Raw genomic sequence first — 20,937 nt, 5'->3', positions numbered from 1 at the left:
TGATGGTTAGTTTGCAGCGATGGCTGGTGCGGACGGATTCCATCCGCCGCCGGCGGCGCGGTAGAGGGCTACCCAGGCGGCGCTGCGTTCGCGTTGCAGGTTGATGACGGTTTGTTCGGCGGCGAGGCGCGTGCGGCGCGCGTCTTCCAGTTCGAACAGGCTGGCCATGCCGTTCTTGTAGCGGTCTTCGACGGCGGTGTAGTTGGCGCGGTAGCCTTCCAGCGATGTTTGCGCATCGCCGGCGCGGGCTGCGGTGCTGTCCAGGTTGACTAGCGCCTGTTCAACTTCGCTGACGGCGGTGCGCACGGTGGCGCGGTAGCTGCTCACGGCGGCGTCGTAGCGCGCGCCGGCTGCTTCGACGTTGGCGGCACGGCGGCCAGCGTCGAATACCGGCACGGAGATGGCGAGTGGGCCGATCGTCCAGGTGTCCGTTTTGGTGTTGTCGCCGCCAGCGCGGAAGTTGGCGACGCCGACGGAGCCGGACAGCGTCAAGCGCGGATAACGCTGCGCCTGCGCGTTGCCGACATCGGCACTTGCTGCCGCCACTTCGCGTTCTGCAGTGAACACGTCGGGCCGCTGGCTCAAGGTGCGAGCCGGCAGCTCCGCGATAGCAATCGACGGCGCGGCATACGTGGCGTAGCCTGCCGTGATCCCGCCCGCAGCGGCGGTGCCCGCGCTCGGCGCGGCGGCTGGGGCGACGGCGAGTTTCTGGCGCAGCGCTGGCTCGCTGATCGCGGTCAGCGCGGAGAGGACTTTCACGTCGACGTCGCAGGCGGCGCGTTGGGCGATGTAGCGGCTGTTGCCGTCGGCGGCGCTGGCGCGGGCCAGAGCCAGACTTGCTGGTGACTGGAAGCCTGCCTTGGCGCTCAACTCCGTCAGCTTTGCGGTGTCCGCGCGGGACAGAGCATCCTGCTGCGCTACCGCCAGCAACTGCTCGCAAGCGCGCAATCCGTAGTACTGGTTCGCCACTTCCGCCGCCACCGACACGCGTGCATCATGCCATCCTGCATGCGCACTTTCCAAACGCGCCTGCGCCGCATCACGCGCCGCGCGGTTCGCGCCGAACAAATCAATCTCCCACGACGCATTCAAGGCAGCCTGCGAAGTCGTCCCCATCGGCAGCGCCGATTGCTGATTCGAGCGATTCACGCTGGCTGCGGCATCCACGTTCGGCGCCAGGGCGGCACCCGCCGCCACGCGCTCGGAACGCGACTGCACAATGCGCGACGCCGCCGACGCCACGGTCGGACTGACCGCCTGCGCCGATTCAATCAACTCCACCAGCAAGCCGTCGGCCTGACCGCGCCACCACGTGGCGAGATCGGCCTGGCTGCCGTTGTGCGGCAAGGGCGCCTGCCACTGCTGGGGCGCCAGCGAATCGACCTGCTTCGCCGGCCCCTGCACGGCGCAGCCGCTCAGCGCCGCAACGACGGCCAATCCCGTCGCGCGTAAAAAGATACTCATGCTTTCCCTTGTTGTAGTTTGGTTTTTTCGGCGTGCACCAGCGCTTCAGCAAAACCGACCAGATGCTGCGCCCAATCGGCAATCGCCTGCGGCGACGACATCATGTGCGGCGTGATCACCGCCACCACGTCGCGGCCGATCAGCATTTGCAGGCACATGGCCGCAATCGCATAACCGAGGCGGTGCACGCGGTCGTCGGGCTTTTTCAAGCCGAGGTGACGGCACAGCACACCCACCAGCGCCAGGTGCTCCGGCCGGATGTTGTTCTCAATCTCTTGCTGCCAGATGCCGGTCGGCTCCAGCATCTCGCGGTAGAACAGGCGCAGGATCACTTCCGCGTCGCCGCCCGCCATCAGCGGCGCGATCATCTGCTGGTAGTAGCCGTGCAGCGATTCGCGCAGCGTGAAGTGCGGCTGGTCGAACATGGCGATGTTGTTTTCCGCCGGCGTGCAGATGGCGGTAAAACAGGCCTGGTACAAACCGGCCTTGTCGCCGAAGTAGTAGCTGATCGCCGCGACATTGGCGTTGGCTGCCTGCGCAATTTCGCGCGTGGAGGTTTTCGAGAAGCCCTGTTCACCGAACAGGCGCATGGCCGCTTGCAGTAGGCGCTCGCGCGACTGCTCCCCGTCCGAACGTGGCTTGCGCGCGTCGTCGGCTGGCTGGCTGGAATCGTGTTGGAGTGGTTTAGCGTTCATGGTCGGCATTACATCACATAATTCAAACAATTGATATAACTAAATCGATTGTTTAATTTATTGCTGGAAAGGTCGGACCTAGGGATAGACGTGTGCCTGCCGCAAATATTGCAGCATTTGAAAAATTTCTAGCGCCGGGAGGGCGCAACGGGGATTCAGGCGAGGCGGGCGGTGGCTAGGGGCAGCAAATCGACGCCATACACGCTGAGGCGATTACGGCCGTGGCGCTTGGCGTGGTACAGCGCTTGGTCGGCGCGGCGTAGGGCGTCGTCCCATTGCAGGTCGTCGTGCTCGCAGGCGGCCACGCCGAGGCTGACGGTCAGCGTCAGGCGCTGGCCGTCGATCAGCAGCGGGCTATTCTCGATCAGCGTGCGCAGGCGTTCACCCACTTGGTGTGCTTGCAGCTTGTCGTCGCCGGTAATCAGCGCCGCGAATTCTTCGCCGCCGATGCGGAAGCGCGCGTCGTACCCGCGCAGCGCCTGCGCCGCCACGTTGGTGACGTGGCGAATGGCGGCGTCGCCCACGGCGTGGCCGTGCTGGTCGTTGATGGATTTGAAGTGGTCGATGTCGAAGGTGAGGAAGTGCAGCACGTCGCCGCTGCGGCGATGGCGCTGAAATTCGCGCTCCGCCATGTCCAGCAAGGCGCGCCGGTTCAGCCATCCGGTCAGGCTGTCGGTCAGCGAGGCGCTGCGCAGCGCCAGTTCCTGGTGACGGATGACGATCAGCGCGCAGCACATGGTGGCCAGCGACAGGAAGGCCAGCACCGCCAGCGAACCGGCGGTTTGCCACAGCTGGTTGCCGAGGAAGGTCAGTTGTATCGGCTGGCCGGCGGAGATGAACAGGGCGCGCAGCAACAGTTGCGTCATGAAGGCCGCTTCCACCACCAGCAGCGGCAAGTAGGAGCCGCGTGCGGCCTTATCCGTCTGGCGCGCCAGCAGCCATACCACGCTGGCGTTGATGCCGACCACGAAGGGCGTCAGCATCAGCAAGCGGCGGCTGACGGCGCCATGGGCAAAGCCGGTGGCGTGCAGCAGCAGGATGGTCACGGCCAGCGCGGCCAGCCAGTCGTAGCGCGGGCGCAGGCCGAGGTGGCGGCGTACGCCAGCCAGTATCAGGTAATGGCCGGAGATGTAGAAGACGTTGGCGATGCCAGGCGCCACCACGAACGGCAGCTTGGTATTCATGGCCAGCAGGGCGATGACATTGGACGCAAGGAAGCACAGGCCGGCCGCCGACCAATCCAGCAGGCAGGGCGTGCGGCGGCTGGCGCGGTGCAGCAGGTACATCGTGGCCGCCATGATGGTGCTGACCAGCGCCGACACGATGACCAGTGTGAAGGAATCCATTGCGTTCTCTCGTCCGCGCGAGGTTGGGGCGCGGCATGGTGAATGTAGCCTGATAGTATAATTGCTTGCGTAACGGAAAGGCTCACCAATTATCACGGGTACACGTTTGCGCGGGCAAAAAAAAACCCGCACACGGTGCGGGTTGAATTCCAATGTTCAGCGAACGGTTGGAGGAGACAGTTCCTAATATACTCCCCTTTATGTTGCGCCGCAATACCGTAGAACTACGTTGTTTATCCCTCTATGGTGATAGAAAATTAAGCAACTTCTGCTGCAATGCACAGATTTTAGTCAAACGATTAACGTGGCAGGGCCAAAGTAAAGGTGCTGCCGTGGCCAAAATCGCTCTTGAAGAACAGCGAGCCGCCGATCAGGTTGGCCAGGTTCTGGCACAGGTACAGGCCCAGGCCGGCGCCTTCGGCGTGGCGAGTCGAGGTCGAATCGAGCTGCGAGAAGGCCTGGAACAGCTTGGCCTGGTCTTCCTCGCGGATGCCGGCGCCGCTGTCGGCCACCGAAAATTCGATCAGGTTCTTGCCGCTGTCGACGGGGCGTTCGGCCAGCGTCACGCGCACGGTGCCGGTCTCGGTGAACTTGATGGCGTTGTTGCCGAGGTTGAGCAGGATTTGCGTCAGCGCGCGGCGGTCGGTTTCCAGCACGATGGCCGTATCGGCCAGTTCCATTTCCAGCGCCAGGTTTTTTTGCAGGGCCAGCGGGCGTAGCGTATCCACCACGTCCCTGACCACGTCCTGGCACTGCACGGTTTCCAGTTCCAGCGTGACCTTGCCGGCTTCGATCTTGGCGACGTCCAGAATGTCGTTAATCAGCGAGAGCAGGTGGCGCGCGCTGGTGCGGATGGTGTTGAGCTGCTTGTCCTGTTCCGGCGTCAGCGGGCCCGGCAGCTTCATCAGCAGCGCGCCGGTGAAGCCGATGATGGCGTTGAGCGGCGTGCGCAGCTCGTGCGACATATTGGCGATGAAGGCCGACTTCATGCGGCTTGCTTCCGCCAGTTCCAGATTCTTCAGCGCGATTTCGCGGTTGATGGTTTCCAGTTCGCCGGCGTGGTGCGCCAGGCGCATGTTCAGCTCGATCACTTGGCGTTCGCGCGCCTGCAGTTCGCTGTTGACCTGCACCGCCTGTTCGTAGGTGGAGATCAGCAGGTCGAGAATTTGCTGGCGGTCGGCGTTGATGAAGTGCTTTTGCTCGCCCAGGTACAGGGCGATGCCGATCTCCATGTTCTGGTTCTTGCGCAGCTTCTGATTCATCAGCATGTGGCCGATGCGGTTGAGCAGATAGTCTTCCGCGTACGGCTTGCGGATGAAGTTATCGGCGCCGCACTCGATGCCGCGGATGATGTCCTTCGGATCCATCAGCGAGGTTACCAGGATCACCGGAATGTCGCGCAGCTCGTCATCGGCCTTGATGGCGCGGCATAGCGTGTAGCCGTCCATCTCCGGCATGACGATGTCGGACAGGACCAGGTGCGGCTTGCGTTCGCGGATAGCTTCCAGCGCCAGGCGGCCGTTCGGCGCCACGCGCGCGCCGTAGCGCATCGACTGGATAAGCCGGCGCAGTCGTTCTGCCTGGGTGGGGCTGTCTTCGACGATCAGTATTTCGATTTCATCGGGCTGAATTTCGTAGCTGGTGTCCACAGACCACCCTCCTGGTACATAGTTAGCTTGACAGACTATATCGGATTACCCCCTCAAGGGGAAGTTCCCTCCCCCTGGAATGCACCGGCGCGCCAGGTCAAAACCAGCGTGTCGCGGTGTCCATGCACGGCCAGCGGCTGGATTGGAGTGGATTCGTGGATGACAGTCGCATCGTCCAATAACAACAACGTCCATGGCGCGGTCATGGTGAAGCGCTTGCCATTGGGGCCGTCGGCTTCAAACACGCGCGTTTCCCCGCCCTTGATGCCTTCGCGCGCGATCAGCAGCACGGCGACGAAATCGACGCCGTCGCGATGCGCGCCCTCCGGCGTCGGGCGGCCGATGCCGTCGGTGGTGTCGATGCGGAACTGGTGCGCTTCAACATACCATGGCTCGTTGCTGTTGCGCGCCTGGCTGCACACCTGGCCGATGGCGGTGATCAGCGCCGGCCATGCCGCTTGCGTGACGGTAGCTGGCAGCACCGGCTCGAACAGGCGATGCATGCCGCCGTGCAGGGCGTTGTATTCCAGCGGCTGCCAGTGGGCGCGGTGCGCGGTCTGCGTCAAGTGGCGGCCGTCCTGCACGAAGCAGGAGTGTCGGCGGCGGCGATAGCGGCCGCCGTCTTTCAGGTAGTTGTCCAGCTCCAGCGTGTCCCAGCTCGGCACGAGGTCGTTGAGCGCGGCCAGCGGCACGCCGGCCAGTGCCGCCACATCCTGCGGTTGCAGCAGCGCGTAGCCGTCGTTGCGCAAGGCGGCAGCCGCATCGGACAGCGGCGTGTAGATAGGTGTCGTCATAAGGCTTAAGCGGAGGCGTTCATCAGGCTGGCGCGCAAGTCGTCCAGCTGGTGCTTCATGCCGACCACCTGGTCAAGCGTGCACTGGGTCGCTTGCAGGATCGATGGCGGCAGCTTGGCGGCTTCGTGGCGCAGGGCGTCGCCGTGCGGCGTCAGCTTGATGATCACCTGGCGCTCGTCGCTGGCGGCGCGGGTGCGGGTCAGCAGCTCGGCCGCCTCCATGCGCTTGAGCAGCGGCGTCAGCGTGGCCGAGTCGAGGAATAGGCGTTCGCCCACCTCCGACACGGTCAGTTCATTTTTCTCCCACAGCACCATCATGACGAGGTACTGGGAGTAGGTGAGGCCGAGGCCGCGCAACAGTTTGCGGTAGAGCTTGCTCATCGCCAGCGAGGTCGAATACAGGGCGAAGCAGAGCTGGGCGTCCAGTTGCGGGACGGCGGAGTGAGTTTGAGTAGGCGTTTCCATGTCCTTAGTATAGGTAGTGTGCTATATAATTGCAAGCTAGGCGGGGAAAAATAGTTTTGGCAGACAATTCTGCTCGGTTATGATGATGGTAAGAACACAGGGGGAGTGGCGGCAGATGAATGTCAAAAAGGCCATCGTACTGATCGTCGATGAGGCCACGGATAAGCTGATCCAGATGAATGGCATGCTGGAAGATCAGTACGAAGTCCGGCTGGCCAATAGTGGCCGCGCGGCGCTGGAGATCATGCAGCACGTGCCGCGCCCGCACATTGTGGTGGTGGATGCCGAGCTGCCCGTCATTGATGGCTACAGCGTCTGCCAGCAGCTGAAGTCCAGCCCCGACACCGCCGATATCCCGGTCATCGTCCTGCAGCGCGAGGTGGACGAGCAGCGCGCGCTCGACATGTGCGCGGCCGACGTGGTGCCCAAGCCGGTCAGCGCCGCTGTGTTGCGCGCGCGCGTCGACACCCACCTGCAATTGCGCCACTCGCGCGAACTGCTCAAGCAGCAGCGCAATCTGCTGGAACACGTGGTGGAAGAGGTCACGCTGGAATTGAGCCAGATGCTGGATGCGATGATCTGGGCCATGGCCTCGCTGGCCGAAACGCGCGAGTACGAAACCGCCAACCACCTGCGCCGCGTGCAGCACTACATCGCCGCGCTGGCGCGCCAGCTGCAATCGCACAAGCGCTTCTCGGAGGAGCTGAGCGACGCCAATATCAAGGCGCTGTTCAAGGCCGCGCCGCTGCACGACATTGGCAAGGTGTCGATCCCGGACGCCATCCTGCTCAAGCCGGAGCGCCTGACCGACGAAGAATTCGAGGTCATGAAAAAGCACACGGTGTATGGCCGCGACGCCATCGTCAACGTCGAGAATGCGCTCGGCTACACCAACACCTTCCTGCGCTACGCGCGCGAGATCACGTATTCGCACCAGGAGAAGTACGACGGTTCCGGCTACCCGGAAGGCTTGGCCGGCGACGCGATTCCGATGTCGGCGCGCTTGATGGCGGTGGCCGACGTGTACGACGCCCTGATTTCCAAGCGCGTGTACAAACCAGCCTTCACCCACGAAACCGCAATGGAGATGATACGGCAGGGCAGCGGCGAGCACTTCGACCCCGACGTGGTCGATGCGATGCTGACGGTGGAGGAGGAGTTCAGGGCCATCGCCGAACGTTACAGCGACCCAGCCGGCTGATCATGCGCGGGCGCGGCTATCTGGCATTTTTTGTCGGGATAAGCCTGACGGCCTGGACTTGCTATTTCGTGATGGAGGAGCAGCAGAAGCTGCAAGTCCAAGCCGGCTTCCAGCGCGACGCCGAGAAAGTGGCGCGCGATACCCAAAGCCGGCTGCAAATTTACTTCGATAGCCTGCACGGCATGAAGGGCGTGTACGCGGTCAACGACCGCATCGACCGCCTGCATTTTCACCGCTACGTCAATGAACTGAAGATCGACAAGCGCTATCCCGGTTTCCAGGCGCTGCAATTTGTGCGCGTGGTGCCGGAGGCGCAGCTGCCGGCCTTCGTCGAGCGTGTCAAGCGCGACACCAGCGTCGACCCCAAGGGTTATCCTGATTTTTACCTGCACCCGGCCAGCGCGCGCTCACCGCACTACATCATCGAGTACACCGAGCCGCTGAAAGGCAACGAGAACGCTTTCGGTCTGGATCTGAGCGCGCTGCCGCAGCATTTGAAGGCGCTGGAACTGGGTCGCGACAGCGGCGAAATCGTTGCCACCGGCCGCATTACGCTGGTGCAGGACGCCAGCGGTGAGCCGGGCTTCGTGGCGCGCGCGCCGGTGTATCGCAACGATGTGCCGCTGGAGACCACGGCGCAGCGGCGCGAGGCGATCGTGGGCTTCGTCGCCATCGTGTTCCGCATGAATACCTTGATGCGCGAAGTGGTCGATCCGGCGCTGCTGGAACACCTGCACTTGCGCATCGAGGATGGCGGTTTCCAGAACGGTAAGCCGCTCGATCCCGGCGTTGATCCGCTGATGTACGACAGCGACGGCCGAGTGGAATCGCATCAGGAACGCGCCGAGCTGGTGCCGGGACTGGTGACGCAGACCGTGCTGCCGGTCGGGCAGCGCAACTGGATCATGAAGTTCGAGGGGCGCGCCGGCTCGCGTTATGGACGCTCGCAATTGCCGGTGGTGTTGATCGGAGTCGCCGGCTTCACCATCAGCGGCTTGATCGCGCTGCTGCTGGTGGCTAACCGGCGCGAGTCGGATGCGCGCCATGGGCTCGAGTTCAGCCTCAAGGAACTGGAGCTTCAAAAGAATAACGTGGAAGAAGCGCGCAACGATTTGTCGCGCGTGGTGGCGACCTTGAAGCAGGCGCAAACCAATCTGCAAACCTCGGAGAAGATGGCGTCGCTGGGCGCGCTGGTGGCCGGCGTCGCGCACGAGTTGAATACGCCGATCGGCAATAGCCTGCTGACCGCCAGCGCCCTGGGCGACATGGTGCGCGATTTTGAGCGGCGCTTGAAAGAAGACGGCGGCTTGAAACGCTCGGCGCTGGAATCGCACCTAGGCGATGCGCGCAAGGCTTGCGACATCATGACCAGTTCATTGACGCGGGCGGCGGATTTGATCACATCGTTCAAGCAGGTGGCGGTGGATCAAGCCAGCGGCCAGCGGCGCCGCTTCCGTTTGGACGAAGTGCTGCACGATACGCTGGCGACGTACGCGGCGCAGCTGCGGCGCGCCTCCTGTTCGGTCACGGTGGACGTGCCGGCAGACCTGGTGTTCGACTCTTATCCCGGCAGCTTGAGCCAGGTGCTCAGTAATTTGATCGGCAACGCGCTGCTGCACGGCTTTGACGGCCGCGATGACGGCACGCTGTGGATTAGCGCCCGGCGCGAAGGGCCGGATTTGGCGGTGCTGCAATTACGCGACAATGGTGTTGGCATGACCGACGTGGTGCTGCATAAAATCTTCGATCCCTTCTTCACCACCAAGATGGGGCAGGGCGGTTCCGGGCTGGGGATGAATATTGTTTATAACATTGTCACCAGCGTCTTGAAGGGCACCATCCGCGTGGAGTCGGTGCCGGCGGAAGGCACCAGCGTGACGCTGGTGCTGCCGCTTTGGCTCAAGGAAGACGTGCTTCAGGCGTAGCGCTGGCGCAGCAGGGCGAGCATCGCTACGTTCAACTCCCACGCATTCGACACTTCCTGCTGCGTGTAGGGCAGGGTTTGCGTGTAGGGCACTGGGCCGAATTCCGGCGTCAGCGTCATGCGTTCGGCACCGGCCTCGCGGCGCAGGCGGATCACTTCATCCCACCACGACAAATGCGCTTCCAATGCGGCTTGCGATTCCGGCGCGCGGAAGTCGGCCACTTGCGGGCCTTGCGCATGACCGACGCGGGCGTGGATGTGGCGTACGCGCGGCAGGGTCTTGGCCAGCGTTTCCGGCTGGTCTTCCAGCAGCGTCTCGCATACGCAGCACCAATGCGACAGGTCGGCGGTCAGGTGCAGGTTGGGCATCTGCTGCAAGTACGGCAGCAGCAGCATCGGGTGCGCGCTGAAGCGGCTGCGGTGCGTCTCGTGATAAATCGGCACGCCGTGCTGGCGCGAGATATCGTCGGCGAGGTCCAGCAGTTCGCGGTTCTGTTCCGGCGTGAAGAAGTCCTTGCCGGTTTGGGAATTGATGTGCAGCGGCTTGGCGGCGCAGGCGTTGTGCAGCAGTTCGGCCAGCGCGGCCTTGTGCGGCTCGAAGTCCTTGTGGAACACGGTCTCCCATTGGCCGACGATCAGCGCGAGGCCGGCGTCGGCGATGCGGCGCGTCCAGTCGTCGCGGGCGGCGGCGTCCAGCGGCAGCGACATCTCGATGCCGTCAAAGCCGGCAGCCTTGGCGCGGTCGATGAAGACTTGCGGTTCCAGTTCGTGATGGCCCCAGTGGGCGGCGAAGATTTGGAGCTGCATTACAGGAAGCCTCGCGCCGGCAGTTTGTCGTCGCGCTGAATCCAGTTTTGCGGCGAGTAGTTGGTGGCGCCGTCGGTCACGTGCAGGGTGTAGGCGTGGCGCGAGACTGGCGAGCGATTCGGCGCGCTGTAGTGCGGCAGCAGGCCGTGGAAGCATACCAGGCTGCCGGCCTTGCATTCGAGCGGCACGGCGGTGCTGTTGTCGGGCCAAGGCATATCGCTGAGCTTTTCCATGCGCACGTCGTCGCCGTTGCGCAGGAAGCGCTCGCGCATCGGGCCGCGATGGCCGCCCGGTTCGGCCCACATGCAGCCGTTGTCCAGCGTGGCGTCTTCCAGCGCGAACCAGAAGGTGGTGACGCTGACTGGATCGGTGTCGAAGTAGGTGGCGTCCTGGTGCCAGCGCACCTCGCCGCCGATGCCGGGCTGCTTGAAGATATACATCGATTGCCAGACTTTGGGATCGGACAGGCCGATTTCGCGCGCCAGTTGTTCGAGGCGGGCGTCGGCGGTGAAGGCGCGGAAGGCTGGATCGAGATCGTGCATGGCGTGGCCGATCTTGTTGATCGACAGTTCCTTGGCTTGTTTCAGCTGGCCGTCCGGGCCGAAGGCTTCTTCTTCAAAGAAGCAGCGCACGGTGTTGTCGGAGCCGAGGAAGTAATCGTCGGTGGTCTTTTCCTGCTCGATGGTGCTGAAGATGCCGGATTGGCTGCTCGGGTCGAAATCGTTGACAATCTGCGCAGCGCGGGCGCGCAGGGCGGCGATTTCTTCCGGGCTCTTGAAGCCGGGGATAACGATGAAACCATCGCGTTGATATTGTTGTTTTTGTGCTTCTGTCAGCATTTTCGGCTCCATCGGTGGATATTCAATGGCTGCCATTTTACAAGGACTTGGGTCGGAAAAAGGTTGACACATTGTCGCCAGAATGAAGACAATCAAGACATGGATCAGTTACGGGCAATGGAAATATTTGTCGAGGTGGCAAGGCAGCGCAGTTTTAGCGAGGCCGGCCGACGCCTTGGGCTGACGCGGGCGATGGTCAGCAAGCACATTTTGCAGCTGGAAGAAAAGCTCGGTGCGCGGCTGTTGCACCGTTCCACGCGTGAGGTGAGTCTGACCGATGTTGGTCAAGCCTATCTCGTGCCATGCACGGCGGCCGTGGCGCAAGCCCAGGAAGCGGCGCGGGTGGTTGCGCAGGCTGGCGACGATCTGGCTGGGCCGCTGCGGATACAAGCGCCGTCGAGTTTCGGCAGCGAGTGGCTGGCGGGATCGCTGGCGCAGTTCGCGTTGCAGCATCCCTTGCTGGAACCGATGCTGTACGTGGACGACGCGCTGCTCGATCCGATCGAGCATGGCTTTGATTTGACGATACGGGTGGGCGGCATACCGGACGTGCACGCGCTGGCGATGCGGCCCTTGGCTCCGTGCCGTGGCGTGCTATGCGCATCGCCGGAATATTTGGCACGGCACGGCGTGCCGCAAACGCCGCAAGACTTGCAGCAGCACCGCTGCCTGCACTTCAGTCATCTCACCGACGGCACCCAGTGGCACTTCACGCGCGGCGACGAGCAGCAATCAGTGCGCGTCCCCGCAGCCTTTACCGCCAACAATGGACTGGTCCTTCAGCAAGCCGCGCAGCGCGGCCTAGGCATCGTGTACAACACCACCTTCCTTGCATGGCGCAGTCTAAAAGAGGGCTCGCTAGTACCTGTGTTAAGCGACTGGGAACTGCCCCTAAATCATCTAAGCGCGTTATATCCCGCCAGCCGTCAGCCTTCCCCCAAAGTTCGCGCCCTGATCGACTTCCTCGTCGCCGAATACCACCCCGTCCCGCCTTGGGATCGCGAGCTTGAATATGCCTAGAATGATGGGGTTGACGTTGCAGTTGATCTTGTCCTGGTGCAGATGGCACCAACCCAACCCGCACACCGCTGCGGCCAGGGTCTGACCCCGAATGGGGTCAGACCCTTTCGGTAGGGGTACTTTTTAGCTTGGCACTCATGCTGAGCACCCCGCTATTTGCCAGCCGCCGTCTTGATAGACGCGCTGGTCGTCGAGGTAGACGCCTTCGGTGACGGCGAAGACGTCGATATGGTAGCGGGCGTCTTTGCGTTTGAGTTGCGGCTTGGTATAGACGCCATGCTTGGCGCCCAGCGACAGGTGAATGCCGCACATGCGTTCATAGGTGCCGATGTCGTCCACCATGCAGTCGCGCGAGAAGGCGCGGTTCATGCCGAAGCCTAGTTCGCGCAGCCACACTTCGCCTTCGTGCTCGCGGATGATGGCCAGCATGTTGTCGAATTCCGGCGTGCTGTTTTCCACGCCGACCACGCGGCCTTTTTCGACGATCATGGTGATCGGTGTTTGCGGCTTGTTGACCAGGAACTTGGTGTCGCCAAACACGAACACGCGCACGCGGCCGCTGACCGCTTCCAGATCGCGCGCCTCGGTAAAGACTTCGCCCAGCGGGAACTGCCCGCCGATGTTGGTCATGCCGCTGTAATCGCCGATATTCAGCTTGGCCGCTTCAAACGGCGAGGCAAACACCAGGCGCTCACCATTGCCGCTATCGACCACGCCATGCTGCGCGCTGTCGATGCGCGCCTTCAGCGCATGGCCGACGCCACGATAGTAGGACGGATCGTAAGCCAGCGAATCGATGTAGTGCAGTCCCTGCTCGCCCGGCATGCGCGACAAGTGCACGTGCTCGATCACCTTCAGCCCGCGCTTGAACAATTCGATGCGGATGCGGTAGGCGTCCATGCGGAAGCTGGAGGACTGCACCAGCACCACCAAGTCGCCCGCCTGCATGCGCTCGAACATCGCGAGAATGACGTCCGGCGTGGTGCTGTCGAAATCGATGAACTGCGCTTCCGGCACTACGCGGCGATAAGCCTCGGTCAGCACACGATTAAGTTCGGTGCGGGTGTCGTAGACGATCAGCGCAGCGTGCGGCGCGCGGTGTTCGATGGCGTGGGTCAGGGTGTCGCGCAGATTGCGTTCGGCGGTATCGGTGGCGGATGGGGGCAGGGAAGACGTCATGGTGCTGCGGTTTAGAGGGATCAGCCCGCATTATAAGGTAGTTGCCGGGGGCGCCACGCCGCTGCGCTTTCTCCTTGTAATGCACTGGGGAGCGATATAGAATTAAAAAATAGCCTACCAGCAACTTCATGGCAATAACAACAGGAAGCAAGATGACCGTATTAATGGGACAGGATTTGCCGCTGGAGCGACCGGATGCAACCGGGCGTGCAGCGTTGTTTGTGCCGACCGCGGCAATCAAGGGTGACGTGCTGGAAGCTGTGCGCATGGGCGCCGCCATTGTTGGTTATGGCAACCATGACCGAACCTTAACGATTTACTACGAAAGCAATCGTTTCAACGAAGCCAACCTGGTCAAGTGGGAGCAGAAGGCGCGCAAGGCGTTTGAGCGGCTGGCGGAAAATCTGCCGACCGTGTCCAAGATGATCAGCAAGCCGGAGAACTTCGAGCAGGTCGGCTACATCAGCAACAAGGGCATCCTGATCCGCCGCATGGAAAAGCTGCGCAACTGGCTGGAAAAATCCGATGCGCTCGACACCGGCCCCGCCTCCGAAACCATCGACTTCGCCCCGCCGCCCCCACCGAAGAAAATCGTCGCTGAATAAGCCGTGCGCTGCGTTTGCGCGCGGCGAAGTATGCTCTTGGAAAGAAGTCATTCTTTCAGGAGATGAACATGCGTTATTTTGTGATGATGGTAGCGGCGCTGGCGCTGCTGGGTGGTTGCCAGAAGAAGGATGATCCGAGCGAGGCAGGCCCTGCCGAGCGCGCCGGACGCAAGATCGACCAGGCCACCGAGCAGGCTGGCCAAAAGCTCGATAACTCGGTGCAAAAGGCTAGCGAGCAACTGAACGATGCGGCCAAGGAAACCAGCCAGCGTCTCGATCAGGCCAGCGACAAGGCTAGCGAAAAGCTCAATGAAGCGACCAAGGAAGCCGGCCGCAAACTGGAGCAGGCCGGCGAGAAGATGCAGTCCGCCGCCGAGGAACGCGAATCGAAAAAGTGATCAGTGCTTCTGCGTGGCCTGCTTGATCGAGACCACGTTGGTGTGTTCGTTCGGCGTGGTCGGATGGGTGCCGGGATCGCCGCCCAGCACCACGCTCAGGTCGACGAAGCCGGCGCGCCACGCGCGTTCCAAGTCCTGTTCGATCGCTTCCATCGAGGTGAGGTGGAAGTTCTCGAAACCGCGCACGCCGTAAGCGCGGTTGCGGCCGTGCGCCTTGGCCAGGTACAGCGCCATGTCCACCAGGTTGACCGCGCGCTCCCACGGCAGCGGCACGCCGCCCGGCACCAGCGGGAACGGCGAGAAGCCCACCGACACATTCACCGAGATCTCGTGCTCTTGGTACTTGAGCGATTGCGACGAGATGCCCAGCAAAATCCGCCGCGCGATTTCATCGACGCCGTGACGCGGTATCGCCGGCAGGAAGGCGAGGAATTCTTCGCCGCCCCAGCGCACGATCATGTCGGTCTCGCGCAGCGCGATGCGCAGATTCTCGGCGATCATCTTCAGCACCGCATCGCCGGCCGCGTGGCCATAGTTATCGTTGATATTCTTGAAGTGATCGACGTCCAGCAGGAACAGCGCGCCGACGACATCATCGCTGCGTTTATCCTGCGTATTCAAGCCGCGCATGAATTCCTGGAAGTGGCGGCGGTTGTACAGCGAGGTCAATGGATCGAGCGTGGATTGCGCTTTCAGCTCCAGGTTCTTTACCTCCAGCTGCGCATTGGTGTTCCGCACTTTGCGGTACAGCAGCCCGACCACCGCAGCGGCCAGCGCAAACACCAGGGCCAGCAGCCACCACACGCGCTGCTGCAGGCGGCGATTATCGATCTCCGCGCCCTTGACTTGATTCTCGCGGCTTAGCAGTTCGATCTGGCGCTGCTTCTTCTCGGTCTCGTATTTTTCCTGAAGCTCCAGCATGGCTTGCTGGCGGCGCTTTTCAAACAGCTCATTGGAGATGGCGCGCTCGCGGTGATACGCCGACACCGCACCGGCCAAGTCGCCCGCCCGCTCCAGCGCTTCGCCATATTCGCGCAGGGCCGCTTGCAGATCGGGCTTGTTGTTCTCTTGCTCGTAGCGCGCCATGCCGGCTTCGTACTGCTTCTTGCCTTCGGCCAGACGGCCCATGCCGATGTAGGCTTGGCCCAGATTGACGCGCGCTGTCGCTTCGGTCGACTTGTCCTTGGTCTCTGCGGTCGAACGCAGCGACTCTTGCGCGTACTGCGCAGCGCGCGCGTAGTCATGCTCTTTCAGATAGCTGTCCGACAGATTGACCAGTGTGACGCCGACCATGCGCTCCGCACCCATCTTGCGTTCGATATCAAGACTTTGCAGCAGCGCGCGCAAGGCGCGCTTCGGCTGGCCGGAATCGATCGCCAGCGCGTACTCAGTGTTCTTCGCCATCGACATGCGTCCCGGCGAATTGAGTTTTTCGGTTTCGGCCAGCAGTTCATCCAGCGTTTCGGAGGCATTCTCGTACTCCTTCATCTGCACGTGCAGCTTGGCCAGCGCGTTCAACGCTGCCACCAGGCTGATGGCGTCACCGGCCGGCGGCCGCGCAATGTCCACCGCGTGCTGCAGCTTGACCAGCGCAGCGGGGAAGTTACCTTGTTCGGCGTAGCTCTGTCCCGCCGTGATGGTGGACTGCACCTTGAGCTGATTGTCGCTGGTAGTGTGCGCCAGCTTCTCGGCAGCGAAAGCGAGATTGTGCGCGGCGTCGACTTCAGCCTGCGCAAACAGCACGTAGGTTTTAGCCAGCATGCCCTTGGCGATGATGGCGTTATCGTGCAGCGATTTGCCGAAGGCGATGATCTGTTCTGCCGCTTCCAGCGCCACGTCGTTCTGGCCGAGGCGCATGCGCACGGCGCTCATCTGGCTGAGGAATTCGGCGCGGGTGGTGGAAGGGGCGGCGGCCAGCTCGGGTTGCAGTTTTTGCAGCTGCGCCAGCGCCTTATCGGGAACGAAGCGGCTTTGTTCGCGAACATCGAGAATGCGTTCGTCGAGCGTGGCCTGAGCCAGCGCCAGGGCAGGCGCCAGCGCCAACGCAACGGCAGCTACCAAGGCCCGCCGTTTCGTTTGCCACCACTCGCCGTTTCTCAAACCTGCCAACTTAAAGCCCCCGGGATTGCCGCGCAATGTCTAGACAATTATATGCTTGTTGCAGACGAGAAAGCCTCAACATAGGCGAATTATTCTCTAAAATCGCACATTTTTCAGGCAGCGGCCATCCCTCATGCGGCCAATTGTTGCAAAAGATATAGGCGTTGATACAAGCCGCCATCGATTTGCATCAGCTGCTCGTGGGCGCCGGTCTCGGTGATGCGGCCGTGATTGAGCACGATGATGCGGTCGGCGTCGCGGATGGTCGACAGGCGGTGGGCGATGGCGATCACCGTCACCTTGCCGCGCAACTCATCGAGCGCCTGCTGGACGATTTGCTCGGTTTGCGAATCGATGTGCGAGGTGGCTTCGTCCAGCAGCAGGATGCGCGGCGTGCCGGCCAGCGCGCGGGCGATGGCGATCAGCTGCTTCTGGCCGACCGACAGGCGCGAGCCGCCTTCGCCCAGCGGCGTGTCGTAGTCTTGCTCCAGCGCCGCGATGAAATCGTGGGCGTGGGCGGCGCGGGCGGCGGTTTCGATTTGCTCTTGCGTCAGGCCGCGGCCCATGTCGATATTTTCACGCGCGGAGGCAGCCAGCAGGAACGGGTCTTGCGGCACCAGGCCCACTTCGGCGCGGAAACGTTCATTGTCGATCGCATCGAGCGGCATGCCGTGCACCATGATGCTGCCATGCTGCGCCGGATAAAAGCGCAGCAGCAGCGACAGCAAGGTGGACTTGCCGCTGCCGGTGTGGCCGACGATGCCGACGAAATCGCCCTGCGGAATATCGAGCGACAAATCGTGCAGCACGGTCTGTCCCTCGTTGTAAGCGAAGTTGAGATGGCGGATGGCGACGGCGGGCGCGTTGCTGTCGTTGGCTGCGTCGGCGTGGGTGGCGTGACCGGTGTGCTCCTTGGCCGCGCCTTCATCGAGCAAGGTCGCTACGCGCGCTGTTGCGACAACCGATTGCTGCAATTGGCTGAACTGCATGGTGATCTGGATCAGCGGCTCGATCACGCGCGCGAGGTAGCTGATGAACGCATACAGCACGCCGACTTCCGTGGCCGTCATCTCGCGGTGGCCGAACATGAAAATCACGGCGGCCAGCAGGATGATGTTGAACAGATCGAGCGCGGGACGCAGCAGCCAGGCATTGGCGCGCAGCTCGGACAGGCGCGCCGTGTAGTGGTCTTGATTGGTGGTGGCGAAGCGCTGGCCGAAACGCTGCTCCGCGTTGCTGGCCTGGAGGACGCTCATGCCGCCGATGGATTCCGCCATCTGGCCGTTGATTTCGCTGCGCAGCGCGCGGGCGCGGGTGACGGCCGGTGCGCTCCAGCGCTGGTACAGCCAAACGATCAGCAGCACGGCAGGCAGCAGCGCCAGCACAATCAGCATCAGGCGCCAGTCCAGCCACGCCATCGCGCACATGGTGCCGATCAAAACGATGGTCGAATCGAGCATCACGAACAGCACCTGGATGTACAGGCTTTTCACCGCCTCGGTATCGTTGGTGACGCGCGAGACCAGCTGGCCGGTGATGGCGCGGTCGAAGAACGACATCGGCAGCAGAAGCACGTGGGTGTAGACCATCTCGCGCAAACGCATCACCGAGCGCATGGCGAGGCCGGACAAGCGCACCAATTGAAGGTAGCGCAAGCCGCTGGCGATCCAGCCGGTGACCACCACGCCGGCCAGCAGCCCGGCCATGCGCGGCCAATCGAGATGGTGCGGCAGCAGGTGTTCATCGATCAGCGCCTTGCCCATGATGGGCCCGAGCACTTCCAGCAGGGCGGCGATGGCCAGCCACAAGATGGCCCATCCGAGATGATGCTGGTCGGGCCTGGCGGCGCGGCGCAGCAGCGAGACGGCTTGCCGCATCTGGCCTGTTGTCGATTTATATTCAGGCTTCATCGAGACTGGCTTCCAATTGTTGATAGCGCCACTGGCTGGCATACCAGCCGTCCAGTGCGAGCAGTTGTTCGTGGTTGCCGGTTTCGGTGATACGGCCTTCGCGCAGCACGATAATGAGATCGGCGCTGACCACGGAGCTGAGGCGATGGCTGGCGATGACTGCGCTGCGGCCCTTGCGTGCTGCACGCAGTTCTTCGAGGTGCTGGAGGATGCGCGTTTCGGTGCCGGTATCGACGGCGGACAGCGCATCATCGAGCAGCAGCAAATCGTTATCGGCCAACAGCGCGCGGGCGATGGCGACGCGCTGGCGCTGGCCGCCGGACAGCGTGATGCCTTTCTCGCCGACTTGCGTGTCATACCCTTGCGGGAACAGCAGGATGTCATCGTGAATGGCGGCGAGATTGGCCGCGTGTTCGATCTGCGCGCGGGTGGCGTCCGGGCGGGCGAGGGCGATGTTGTCCGCAATCGACGCCGAGAACAGGAAGGACTCTTGCGGCACCCAGCTGATGGCGGCGCGCAGCGCGTGCAGCTTGTATAGCTCGAGCGCGTGGCCGCTCCACTGCACGCTGCCGTGTTGCGGCGTCAGTTGACGCAGCAGCACGCGCAGCAGCGTGGACTTGCCGCTGCCGGTCGGGCCGACCAAGCCTAGCGTCTGGCCGGGCTTGAGTTCCAGCGTGATATCGCTGATGGCGGGTGTGGTTTGCTCCGCGTAGGCATAGCTGATATCGCGCAGCGTGAGCGGGCCAGGAGGCACGGTGGTCAGCGTGCCGTGATCGTCGACCGCCAGTGGCGCATCGAGCATCGGCTGCAGGCGCTGCCAGGCTGCGCGTCCGCGTTCAATCAGCGATAGCACCCAGCCGGCAGCGAACATCGGCCAAATCAGCTGGCCCAGATACATGGTGAACGCGGTCAGCGCGCCGATGGTCAGCTGATTTTGCCAAACCAAGTAGCCGCCCAGGCCCAGCGTCAAGCCACTGGCGGCGGTCAGCGTCAAGCCGACGGCAGGTTCGTAGGCGGCTTCCCACACTTGCGCGCGCAGGCTGGCGTCGGAGGCTTTCGACGCCAGCTCGGAAAACTGCCTGGCGCTGCGCTGCTCGAGACCGAGCGCGCGCAAGGTGCGCACGCCCGACAGCGTCTCCTGCACATGATCGTTGAGCGCGCTAAAGCGCTTGAGCGAATCGGTGGAGGCAGTGTGGATATGTCCCGAGATATACCAGAACGCCCACGCCATCAGCGGGAACGGCAGCAGCGCGATGCAAGCGAGACGCCAATCGACACCGAGCAGCATTACGCCCAGCACCATCACCAGCGTGAGCGCGCCGTCGAAGCCGGCCAGCATGGCCTCGCCGGCGGCCATCTCGATGGCGTCGATATCGTTGGTGGCGAGCGCCATCAAATCACCGGTGCGCTGGCGCTGGTAGAAAGCCGGGCCTTGCAGCGTCATGCGCGTGTAAAGGCGAGTGCGCAGCGAGACGCCCAGCTTGTAAGCGGCGCCGTACAAAATCTGCCGCCAAGCGACGCGTAAAAAGTAAATGCCGACACCAATCAACAGCAGGGCGCCGATTTCCATCAGCAGCGCGTTGCCGGAAAGGGTGTGATTGGCCAAACCGTCGATCATGGCGCCGACCTTGCGCGGCACCCAGATTGTCAGGATAGCCACGCCGGTCAGCATGGCGCCGGACAGGATATAGGCGCGGCTGTGCTGGCGTACAAAGCCGCCGATCAGCCGAGAGAGATTAGACATGTTGCCTCGGGAAAGCGTGTAGCCCGCTAGGATACACAAAAATCCGGGGTCAGGTCCGCCATTTCTACACGAGCCCAGCCGTAGTTTTTGCTACGGCTGGGCTCGTGTAGAAATGGCGGACCTGACCCCGGATTGGCCGGAGGTTATTTCGAGGTTTTTGGGGCGGCGGACTTGGCTTTTGGGGCGGCCTTGGCGGGCTTGTCTTCCGGCGCCAGCGCGATTGGCTTGGGAGGCACTTCCGGGAAGGACGGCTTGAGGTCGGCCTTGACTTCGATGAAGGTGTCTTCTTCAGGAATCGGCGCGGCCAACGGTTTTGGTGCTTTCGGCACTTTCGGCGTCGGCGCGGCGACCGGTTCGTTGGCAGCCACGGCTTGCACAGCGGCAGTGACGGCGGCAGCCAGGGCCGGCGGCGTTTTCTGCGCGACGGTGGCTTTGGTCGCGACCAGCTCGGTCACTTGCTTGAGCGTGCTCTGGGCGCTCTGGATCAGTTCGTTCTGGGCGGTGGAGGCGATGCTGTACAGCTCGCGGCCGTAGGCCAGCAGGCTGTCAAAGCTGGCCGGCTCCGAGGTGCTCAGGGTGAAGAATTCTTTCGGATCTTTGGCCGCCAGCAGCTTTTTAGCGGCAGCCGAGGATTTTTCCACGGAGGCCTTGGTGGTATTGATGTTCAGGGCAATGACTTTTTCAGCGCTGTCGACGGCCGTGCTGGCCAAGGTGTTGAGGATTTGGAACTGCGCTTCGAGTTGCGATTTCGTGGCTGCGGAAAACTGTTCGGTGATCGATGACATGGTTTCTCCTGAA

18 protein-coding genes are annotated in these 20,937 nt (G+C 62.7%); 5 read left to right on the top strand and 13 right to left on the bottom strand.

The genetic code is table 11. The features are described 5' to 3' along the window. Positions 1–6 precede the first annotated feature (6 nt). The 6 genes from GTP45_RS18075 to GTP45_RS18050 all read right to left on the bottom strand — a co-directional run bounded on the left by GTP45_RS18075 (position 7) and on the right by GTP45_RS18050 (position 6,412). Positions 7–1,464 (bottom strand): efflux transporter outer membrane subunit, encoded by a 1,458-nt coding sequence (locus GTP45_RS18075; protein ID WP_161015267.1) that lies wholly within the window; start codon positions 1,462–1,464, stop codon positions 7–9. Then, positions 1,461–2,159 (bottom strand): CerR family C-terminal domain-containing protein, encoded by a 699-nt coding sequence (locus GTP45_RS18070; RefSeq protein ID WP_161015266.1) that lies wholly within the window; start codon positions 2,157–2,159, stop codon positions 1,461–1,463. The genes GTP45_RS18075 and GTP45_RS18070 overlap by 4 nt, the downstream gene beginning before the upstream one ends. A 155-nt stretch (positions 2,160–2,314) precedes the next feature. Continuing rightward, positions 2,315–3,505 (bottom strand): GGDEF domain-containing protein, encoded by a 1,191-nt coding sequence (locus GTP45_RS18065; RefSeq protein WP_161015265.1) that lies wholly within the window; start codon positions 3,503–3,505, stop codon positions 2,315–2,317. A 299-nt stretch (positions 3,506–3,804) separates the two neighbouring features. Further along, positions 3,805–5,154 (bottom strand): hybrid sensor histidine kinase/response regulator, encoded by a 1,350-nt coding sequence (locus GTP45_RS18060; protein WP_161015264.1) that lies wholly within the window; start codon positions 5,152–5,154, stop codon positions 3,805–3,807. Positions 5,155–5,207: 53 nt separating this feature from the next. After that, a complete protein-coding gene (locus GTP45_RS18055; protein ID WP_161015263.1) occupies positions 5,208–5,948 on the bottom strand; it encodes a 2OG-Fe dioxygenase family protein in 741 nt (246 codons plus the stop codon). Between the two features lie 5 nt (positions 5,949–5,953). Beyond that, the gene (locus GTP45_RS18050; RefSeq protein WP_161015262.1) at positions 5,954–6,412 is read right to left on the bottom strand and encodes a MarR family winged helix-turn-helix transcriptional regulator; all 459 of its coding nucleotides are present in this window, start codon (positions 6,410–6,412) and stop codon (positions 5,954–5,956) included. Between the two features lie 115 nt (positions 6,413–6,527). On the opposite strand from GTP45_RS18050, the gene GTP45_RS18045 reads away from it, so the two are divergent. Further along, positions 6,528–7,613: an HD-GYP domain-containing protein gene (locus tag GTP45_RS18045; RefSeq protein WP_161015261.1), complete on the top strand. Its 1,086-nt coding sequence runs from the start codon at positions 6,528–6,530 to the stop codon at positions 7,611–7,613. A 2-nt stretch (positions 7,614–7,615) separates the two neighbouring features. Next, complete coding sequence (locus GTP45_RS18040) at positions 7,616–9,538, top strand: CHASE domain-containing protein (protein WP_166454663.1); 1,923 nt, start codon at positions 7,616–7,618, stop codon at positions 9,536–9,538. Here the strand turns inward: GTP45_RS18040 and GTP45_RS18035 are convergent. Both GTP45_RS18035 and GTP45_RS18030 read right to left on the bottom strand, forming a co-directional pair. After that, positions 9,529–10,344 carry a sugar phosphate isomerase/epimerase family protein gene (locus GTP45_RS18035; RefSeq protein ID WP_161015260.1) on the bottom strand — a complete coding sequence of 272 codons (816 nt, stop codon included), beginning with the start codon at positions 10,342–10,344 and terminating at the stop codon, positions 9,529–9,531. The two genes, GTP45_RS18040 and GTP45_RS18035, sit on opposite strands and share 10 nt — an antisense overlap. Then, complete coding sequence (locus tag GTP45_RS18030; protein WP_161015259.1) at positions 10,344–11,183, bottom strand: phytanoyl-CoA dioxygenase family protein; 840 nt, start codon at positions 11,181–11,183, stop codon at positions 10,344–10,346. Before GTP45_RS18030 ends, GTP45_RS18035 begins: the two co-directional genes overlap by 1 nt. A gap of 117 nt (positions 11,184–11,300) precedes the next feature. Here GTP45_RS18030 and GTP45_RS18025 point away from each other — a divergent pair, with 117 nt between their 5' ends. Further along, positions 11,301–12,203 carry a LysR family transcriptional regulator gene (locus GTP45_RS18025; RefSeq protein WP_161015258.1) on the top strand — a complete coding sequence of 301 codons (903 nt, stop codon included), beginning with the start codon at positions 11,301–11,303 and terminating at the stop codon, positions 12,201–12,203. Positions 12,204–12,338: 135 nt separating this feature from the next. Here the strand turns inward: GTP45_RS18025 and GTP45_RS18020 are convergent, their stop codons facing one another. Continuing rightward, on the bottom strand, positions 12,339–13,382 hold the full coding sequence (locus tag GTP45_RS18020; protein WP_161015257.1) for a M29 family metallopeptidase: 1,044 nt from the start codon (positions 13,380–13,382) through the stop codon (positions 12,339–12,341). 152 nt (positions 13,383–13,534) lie between these two features. Here GTP45_RS18020 and GTP45_RS18015 point away from each other — a divergent pair, with 152 nt between their 5' ends. Both GTP45_RS18015 and GTP45_RS18010 read left to right on the top strand, forming a co-directional pair. Continuing rightward, complete coding sequence (locus GTP45_RS18015; RefSeq protein WP_161015256.1) at positions 13,535–13,987, top strand: hypothetical protein; 453 nt, start codon at positions 13,535–13,537, stop codon at positions 13,985–13,987. A gap of 68 nt (positions 13,988–14,055) precedes the next feature. Beyond that, complete coding sequence (locus tag GTP45_RS18010; RefSeq protein ID WP_229258519.1) at positions 14,056–14,385, top strand: apolipophorin; 330 nt, start codon at positions 14,056–14,058, stop codon at positions 14,383–14,385. On the opposite strand, the gene GTP45_RS18005 is transcribed toward GTP45_RS18010, so the two are convergent. The 4 genes from GTP45_RS18005 to GTP45_RS17990 all read right to left on the bottom strand — a co-directional run bounded on the left by GTP45_RS18005 (position 14,386) and on the right by GTP45_RS17990 (position 20,924). Beyond that, complete coding sequence (locus tag GTP45_RS18005; protein WP_229258542.1) at positions 14,386–16,242, bottom strand: tetratricopeptide repeat-containing diguanylate cyclase; 1,857 nt, start codon at positions 16,240–16,242, stop codon at positions 14,386–14,388. A gap of 374 nt (positions 16,243–16,616) precedes the next feature. Then, positions 16,617–18,395 (bottom strand): ABC transporter ATP-binding protein, encoded by a 1,779-nt coding sequence (locus GTP45_RS18000; RefSeq protein WP_161015253.1) that lies wholly within the window; start codon positions 18,393–18,395, stop codon positions 16,617–16,619. After that, positions 18,385–20,139: an ABC transporter transmembrane domain-containing protein gene (locus tag GTP45_RS17995; RefSeq protein WP_161015252.1), complete on the bottom strand. Its 1,755-nt coding sequence runs from the start codon at positions 20,137–20,139 to the stop codon at positions 18,385–18,387. Before GTP45_RS17995 ends, GTP45_RS18000 begins: the two co-directional genes overlap by 11 nt. Before the next feature lie 143 nt (positions 20,140–20,282). Next, entirely contained in the window at positions 20,283–20,924 is a 642-nt protein-coding gene (locus tag GTP45_RS17990) for a phasin family protein (protein WP_161015251.1), read from the bottom strand. Positions 20,925–20,937: the final 13 nt, after the last annotated feature.

Origin of the sequence: Duganella rivi, assembly GCF_009857435.1 — a bacterium.
In the GTDB taxonomy this organism is placed as follows: Bacteria; Pseudomonadota; Gammaproteobacteria; order Burkholderiales; family Burkholderiaceae_D; genus Rugamonas; species Rugamonas rivi.
This window is presented reverse-complemented; position numbering and strand designations above follow the sequence as displayed.